6 protein-coding genes are annotated in these 6,607 nt (G+C 36.1%); all 6 read right to left on the bottom strand.

Translation table 11 applies throughout. From position 1 onward, the window contains the following. A partial coding sequence (locus ACIQ0D_RS10860) for a hypothetical protein (RefSeq protein WP_395805504.1) occupies window positions 1-685 on the bottom strand: 685 nt, incomplete at its 3' end. Between the two features lie 88 nt (window positions 686-773). After that, window positions 774-1,154, bottom strand: coding sequence for a hypothetical protein (locus ACIQ0D_RS10855; RefSeq protein ID WP_395805502.1), 381 nt, complete (start codon window positions 1,152-1,154; stop codon window positions 774-776). Between the two features lie 163 nt (window positions 1,155-1,317). Then, window positions 1,318-2,499, bottom strand: a complete 1,182-nt coding sequence (locus ACIQ0D_RS10850; protein ID WP_395805500.1) for a cystathionine gamma-synthase family protein — start codon at window positions 2,497-2,499, stop codon at window positions 1,318-1,320. A gap of 273 nt (window positions 2,500-2,772) precedes the next feature. Next, window positions 2,773-4,182: a Gfo/Idh/MocA family protein gene (locus ACIQ0D_RS10845; RefSeq protein ID WP_395805498.1), complete on the bottom strand. Its 1,410-nt coding sequence runs from the start codon at window positions 4,180-4,182 to the stop codon at window positions 2,773-2,775. A 39-nt stretch (window positions 4,183-4,221) separates the two neighbouring features. Beyond that, a complete protein-coding gene (locus ACIQ0D_RS10840) occupies window positions 4,222-5,328 on the bottom strand; it encodes an amidohydrolase family protein (RefSeq protein WP_395805496.1) in 1,107 nt (368 codons plus the stop codon). A gap of 21 nt (window positions 5,329-5,349) precedes the next feature. Further along, on the bottom strand, window positions 5,350-6,607 hold a 1,258-nt coding region (locus ACIQ0D_RS10835), incomplete at its 5' end, for an acyltransferase family protein (protein WP_395805494.1).

Here is a 6,607-nt window from a genome sequence, read left to right as displayed (position 1 = left end):
CACAGAGTAAAAAGTTTGTCAAGCTACCATTTAATTTAGGTTCAATGCTTGGTCCGCAAGCCCTAAACGTAATATCATCTAGAGCAAGATCATTACCATTACCTCCTGGAGCGGTATTAACTATTTTGAGAACCACAGAAGAAATACCTACAGGAGTAGTAAAAACCAATGCATATTTTTTCCATTCAGGATTCAATGATTCTGGTATATTTCCAGTAGAATAGCTGCCTAAGACTGACCCTGAAACAGACTCTATAAAAAAAGTTAAATTTGGTTTTATTCCTGCTGAAGTAGTCTTTAAGACATTTACCACATAGGCCGAAAACTCGTAAGTTGTACCTGGGCACAAATTAGTTATTGTTTCTTTGTAAAATTCGCCGGGAGCATTTGAAGCATTTACCAGCATCATAAAACCATCGCTATCTCCGGGAGTATGATCCTCTGAAAGAGAATGCCAACTATTCCCAAAACAGCCACTTGTACGATTTATAATGGTATAACTACCATCTATGGGACAGCTAGCTGTGGTATAATTATAGTTAGTAGAAGCTATTGGTCCCGGTGCAGAGCCACTTCCAAAAGTAATATTCACCACTGGGTCGCCAAAGTTGCCTGCACAAGTTTGCGCCCTCGAAACAATGGGAAATAGCAAAACAAGGATGAGCAAATACTTTAAAAAAAACATTTTTAAGCATTAAAAAATCATGCTAAACTATGGATTTTAAATCTATTGTCATCTATCCATTTGCGGAATAAAAAATGGACGCATCAAACTACATCCATTTAGAAGCAAATCGATTAAATTCTTTCCTGATATCGTTAACAATCTTTTCCTGAGTTAAATACTGGTCATAAAGATCCGCATTTAAGCTCATAGAATCTTGGTCCACAAAACCAGCCGAACTCATTACCTGACTCTCAATGGCCTTTAAATTTTCTTTGATTTTATGCTTTAGCTCATCAATATTATTGTTCTGAATCAAAAACTGATTCTGAAAATGTTCGATATTTACCGCCACCTCGTGACCGGTATTATCCCCAGCAATTTCTTCAAGTCGCTTTTGTAAAATGACTAATTCTTGCTCATAAAATTCTAGTCCCCTGAGTGCATCACTATGCAAATTGCTAACGTGTTTAATGTTTATCTCTTTCATAATACAACGATATCAATAAAATGGCTGAACTAAAATGACCAAAAACAAAAAAAGGAATGATTTAGCTCATAATAAAAAACTCAGATAAGCTAAAAATAGAATTGCATAAAAAAGCCGGATAGATGAACATTTGCTCATTTATCCGGCTTTAAATACAAATATACTAAATTTTCTTTAATCCATCTTCAAGGTCCTGTAGCAGGTCATCTACCGATTCAATTCCCACAGAATAGCGAATTAAGCTCTCCGGAATACCCAAATGGGCACGTTGTGCCTCCGTTAGTTCAACGTGGCTGGTGGTACGTGGCGGACCGGCCAAAGTACTTACAGAGCCTAAGCTAGCAGCTAAATGAACAAGTTTTAAAGAAGGAAGAAATTTTTCAACCAAATCATAGCCTCCATTGAGGGCAAAACTCAACATTCCGCCGAAGCCACGCATTTGAGATTTAGCAATTTCATGACCCTTATGAGTTTCTAAGCCAGGATAAAAAACATCACTAACCTTTGGATGAGATTTAAGATATTTAGCAATGGTAAGAGCCGACTCATTTTGACGAGATACCCGTAATTCAAGTGTTTTCATTCCCCGAGCAATCATGTAAGCAGGATCTGCTTGCAAACTAGCACCATTAATTTCCCTAAAGTGGAAAACCTTCTGCACCAGATCTTTGCTGCCAGCCAATAATCCACCCATAGCATCAGAGTGACCACAAAGGTATTTAGTGGCGCTATGCAATACCAAATCAGCGCCAAGCGACAATGGATTTTGATTAATTGGAGTAGCGAAGGTATTATCTACCACCACAATTGCCCCTACCTTTTTAGCTGCTTGTGCCAGACGCTTAATATCAACTATTTTAAGTGTAGGATTAGTGGGAGTTTCTAAATAAACTAAATCGCAACCTTTAGCAATTTCCAATTCCATTTCCTCATGATTGCCTGTCTCACATAAACAGACATCCACCTTATATTCAGGAAAAAAATCTAAAAATAATTTACTTGTCCCGCCATAAGTATCTTTCATCGACACCACTCGCTTTCCTGGTTTTAGGAAAGTAAACAAGGTATTGCTAATTGCTGCCATCCCGGTTGCAAAGGCCGTTGCCGATTCAGCACCTTCAAGCACTCTAATCTTTTCTTCGAGTGCAGCCACAGTTGGGTTGGTATTTCGGCTGTAAATAAATCCATCTTGTTTTCCGATAGAAATGTCATACCATTTATCCAAATCGTTGTAAGCAAAAGCCACACTATTTACTATTGGAGTGGTTACTGCTTCCTTAAAATAGGGATTATCCTCTCCCGCCCAAACAGCTTCGGTAGCTTTATTATATTTTTTATTTTCCATGTTATCTTCAACTATTAACATTTAAAAAATCCAGATGTTAGAATTCGATTAAATGCCATTGATTGCAAATGTAGAATTATCTACCATTTAATTATTTAAAAAACGAGAGCCTATTTTAAAAATACGCTTTTCGAGAAATACAATGAAAAAAGAATGCCCTGCCTTAAAAAACATTTAGCTAAAAGCTTTTATGTTTCATAACAACAGGGCATCCATGAAATATTGAAATAACTAATCTATTTATTAGATCTAGCCATAAATAACTAAATATTTTTAGATTTTCACTTTAGTATCACCACCTTTTTCAAGGTTAATATCATGTGGCTGATTCTTTTTCCAAGCTCCACGAGTAAAATCAGGAATATCAACTGAGTTGGAGCGATTATTTACAGACCACTCACTTAATGGCCAAATTGAGCTCCATGCTGCTGCATCATAAACATCCTGATCAAGAGGTAAACCATTACGAAGGCAATCAATTAAACGCCAGTTCATTAAGAAGTCCATACCACCATGTCCACCAACTTTTTTAGCAAGCTCTCCTACTTTCTTCACAATATTAGGCGTAAATTGAGCCTCAAGAGCCTTAAAATCATCTTCTTTTAACCAACCTGAATGACCATTTGAAATCCGTGGTGTTGGATATTTTAACGCAGTACCTTTGGTACCACTCACTAAATGAATACGAGAGTAAGGACGCGGTGAGGTTACATCATGTTGAATCATGATAGTTTTACCTTTAGTTGTACGAATTGTGGTGGTATTGATATTTCCTTTAAAATCCTTACCAACAAATTCTTTGTACAGGTCATTTTTTTCAGCTTCAGCTTTAGCACGTTCAGCCATATGGAAATCATTGGATGACATAGAAACTAAATAATCCATTTTATCTCCACGGTTTACATTTAAAACTTGACAAACTGGGCCTAAGCCATGAGTGGGATAAATACTACCTTCTCTGGTAGCATTTTCTCTTAATCTCCACATATTTTGATAGCCCTTATCACTAAAATTAAGATCTATCAAGTTGTGAATATAAGCACCTTCAGTATGAATAATCTCACCAAAATAGCCTTGTCTAGCCATGTTTAAGGTAAGCAATTCAAAAAAGTCATAGCAACAATTTTCAAGCATCATACAGTGCTTGCGTGTACGCTCGGATGTCTCTACTAACTTCCAGCATTCTTCTAATGAAACAGTTGCAGGAACCTCAATCGCTACGTGTTTGCCTTGCTCCATTGCATACAAAGCCATAGGTGTATGTAAATGCCAAGGTGTACAGATATAAATAAGATCAATATCTTTTTGTTCGCAAAGTTTTTTCCATTCATCCTCAGTCCCAGAATAAAGCTTAGGATTATGACTAGTAGCTTCTAACCTTTTTTTAGCCTTATTTACACTTTCAGGGCGTAAATCACACAAAGCTTTAATTTCGGTACCCTCGATTTTAGAAATCGCGTTAAGGTGAGAAGGACCACGTTGACCCAAACCAATAAAACCAACCCGAACAGTTTCGAGCTTTGGTGCGGCATAGCCACTCATGTTAAAGGTTTGGATGCTTGATTTTGCAATCCATGGACCCTTCTTCTCTTCGGATGCGAATCCGTTTAATACTGTAGCACCTGCAAGTCCTAGTCCAGCAAGGCTACTTTTCTTTAAAAAATCTCTACGGTTATTTTTCATTATTTTTTTGTTTTCTATTAAAAGGTGGAATTAATTAGTTTAGATTCCTGGAAACCACTTCTCAGCATTTGTTCTATAAATTTTATCGATAACTACTTTCGGCAATTTAAGGCCTTGGATTTTTTCCTGAAAATCAGGAACATTCATCTCATCGTCGCTTACAAAATATTTCCAATCGCTAAGCCTTCTTTCGTGAAACCTCTTTTTATATTCCGCAGGATTAGCACTTTTACCCACTGAATTATCGGTTGCATAAATAAGTCGGTCTTGATATTTAACCATGAAATCATAAACTTTTTGCCTATTATTTATTGTTTGATATTGAAGGTGACAAATACGTTCTGCCATATCGACCGCCATATTTGGGAACTTATCGAGTCTTTTTGCCAATTCATCTACATCCCATTCAAGGCTGCCCAAGTGAACACCAACGAAACGAATTGTTGGATGTTTTTCAAGCATTTTATCCCTTGCATCAATTTGATCTTGGTAAGAGGGGTATTCGGGATGAAGGTACATGTGATATTTAGGATTCTTAGAAAAATAAGATTTATCACCTGAGACTGTCATTTGCTCAACAGGTAGCCATGCATTTTTAGGTTCACCTAAATGTCCAATAAGAGTAACATTATTTTTTTCAATAAAATCAAAAACTGGGTCCAGTCTAGCATCATTAACCATCACAAATTTACCATCCTTGTCACGGAGCTCCATTCCTATATTCTTCCAGATTTTAACCCCAATTGCACCCTTGCTAAATGAATTTTTAAGATAAGCAAGAGTTTGAGGCAGCCAAAGATCTGTACCCCAATCTTTTACCGTAAAAGTAGTAGCATAAGCCACTTGCTCAGGGAAACTTTTTATCAATTCTAATGACACATTTTCTTGATTATCAACAGAAGGGTAAGTGGAAGGATTAACATTCACTGTTAATAATTTAAAGTTATCCGCTTTAGCTAAATTTATGAAAGCAGTATCGTAGGTATTAATATGAACGTGGGTATCATATTTCTCAACCGACTTAAAATCTTGCAAAGTATAAAACTTTGTGGAAGATTTATTTGCTTTTGAAGGTTTCATTTGGGACTGCGCTTTACTATAAAAAAGTAAGCAAATCATAGATAAATAAAGAAATTTCGTTTTCATAAATATGTTTTTAAAATGAGATTAAATCTTGATAAATATTTTTTTCTTAAACATCCAATATAAAATCAGCCATTCAAACAAAAGGACTAGTCCGCCACTAATTAAAGTAGCATAAGCCGATCCAAATACCTGATTAAAGTTTTCTCCTAAATGAATAAAAAGAGAGTCATTGATAAGATTTCTCATTCCACCATCTGCGATGACATAAGCTGCAATTGAGTTTACACCAATAACCATTAAAAAGAAAGACCCTTTATGCTTGCCCTTCATATCAATTAATCCATAAAATAAGGCTAAAAACAAGAAACAGATACCACCGCTAAAGATTGTCCATGCAGGAGTCCAAATACGCTTCACAATTGGATTTAAACCACTTACATGAAGCAGAACACCAAAAACAAGAAGAGCTAAGCCCGAAAAAAGAAAGAAATTAAGTTTTTTACGAGCAGTTTGAGAAGAACTCAAGTAATTTCCTGCCAGCAGTCCCAAAATCATTGTTCCCAAAGTTGGAATAAAACTGAGTGTAGAATAGCCTCCTGAATTGAAAAGAAAAACACTTTCTCTTGGAAATAAATTCAAAAACCACTGATCAAAAGCCCAAGCTAAATTGGTATTCTTATTCCAATGTGCAGCAAAGCCAGTTAAATTATGTTCCCAATCGGAACTTACACCAGCAGAAACATAATCGAAGGAGTTTCCAGGAAGCGGATAAAGTGCAAATGCCAAGGTGTAAGAAAATAGGATCACAATCAGAGAAATAATCTGAACTCGCTGTGAATAAAAAGAGATTAAAACTAGGAAGGTATAGCCCAATCCTATTTGCGTGAGTGTATCTTCAAAAGTAAAATTTGTTTGGCTCGAATACATGGAACGCAAAAATATTCCTAGAAATATTAAAATAAAGGAACGTTTAATGGTATGTATGAGTATATTTTGTACGCTAGCACCTTTATTTTTCCGGCTTGCGATAGAATAAGGAAGAACAACACCAACCAGGAAAGTAAATGAGGGCTGAATCATATCATGCAAACTCAACCATATCCATGGAACATGACTTTGTTGAAAAGACAAAAATTCCCAGAATTTATTTCCTGGTAAAACTTTTGATACATCTGAAAGAGAAAGCACCTCTGCCATCATAAGAAGCATCACAAAACCACGATAAACATCTACAGAAGCAATTCGATTGGGAGGTAATGTAGGGTTAACAATGTTTCCAGTAACTGGTAAATCATCCTTTAGAGACTCTGCTGCTTGCATTAATATCAAAGATTTAATA

This window comes from Daejeonella sp. (assembly GCF_044342615.1).
Classification (GTDB): Bacteria; Bacteroidota; Bacteroidia; order Sphingobacteriales; family Sphingobacteriaceae; genus Daejeonella.
Note: the sequence above shows the minus strand (reverse complement) of the source record. Positions and strands in the feature narration are given on the sequence as shown.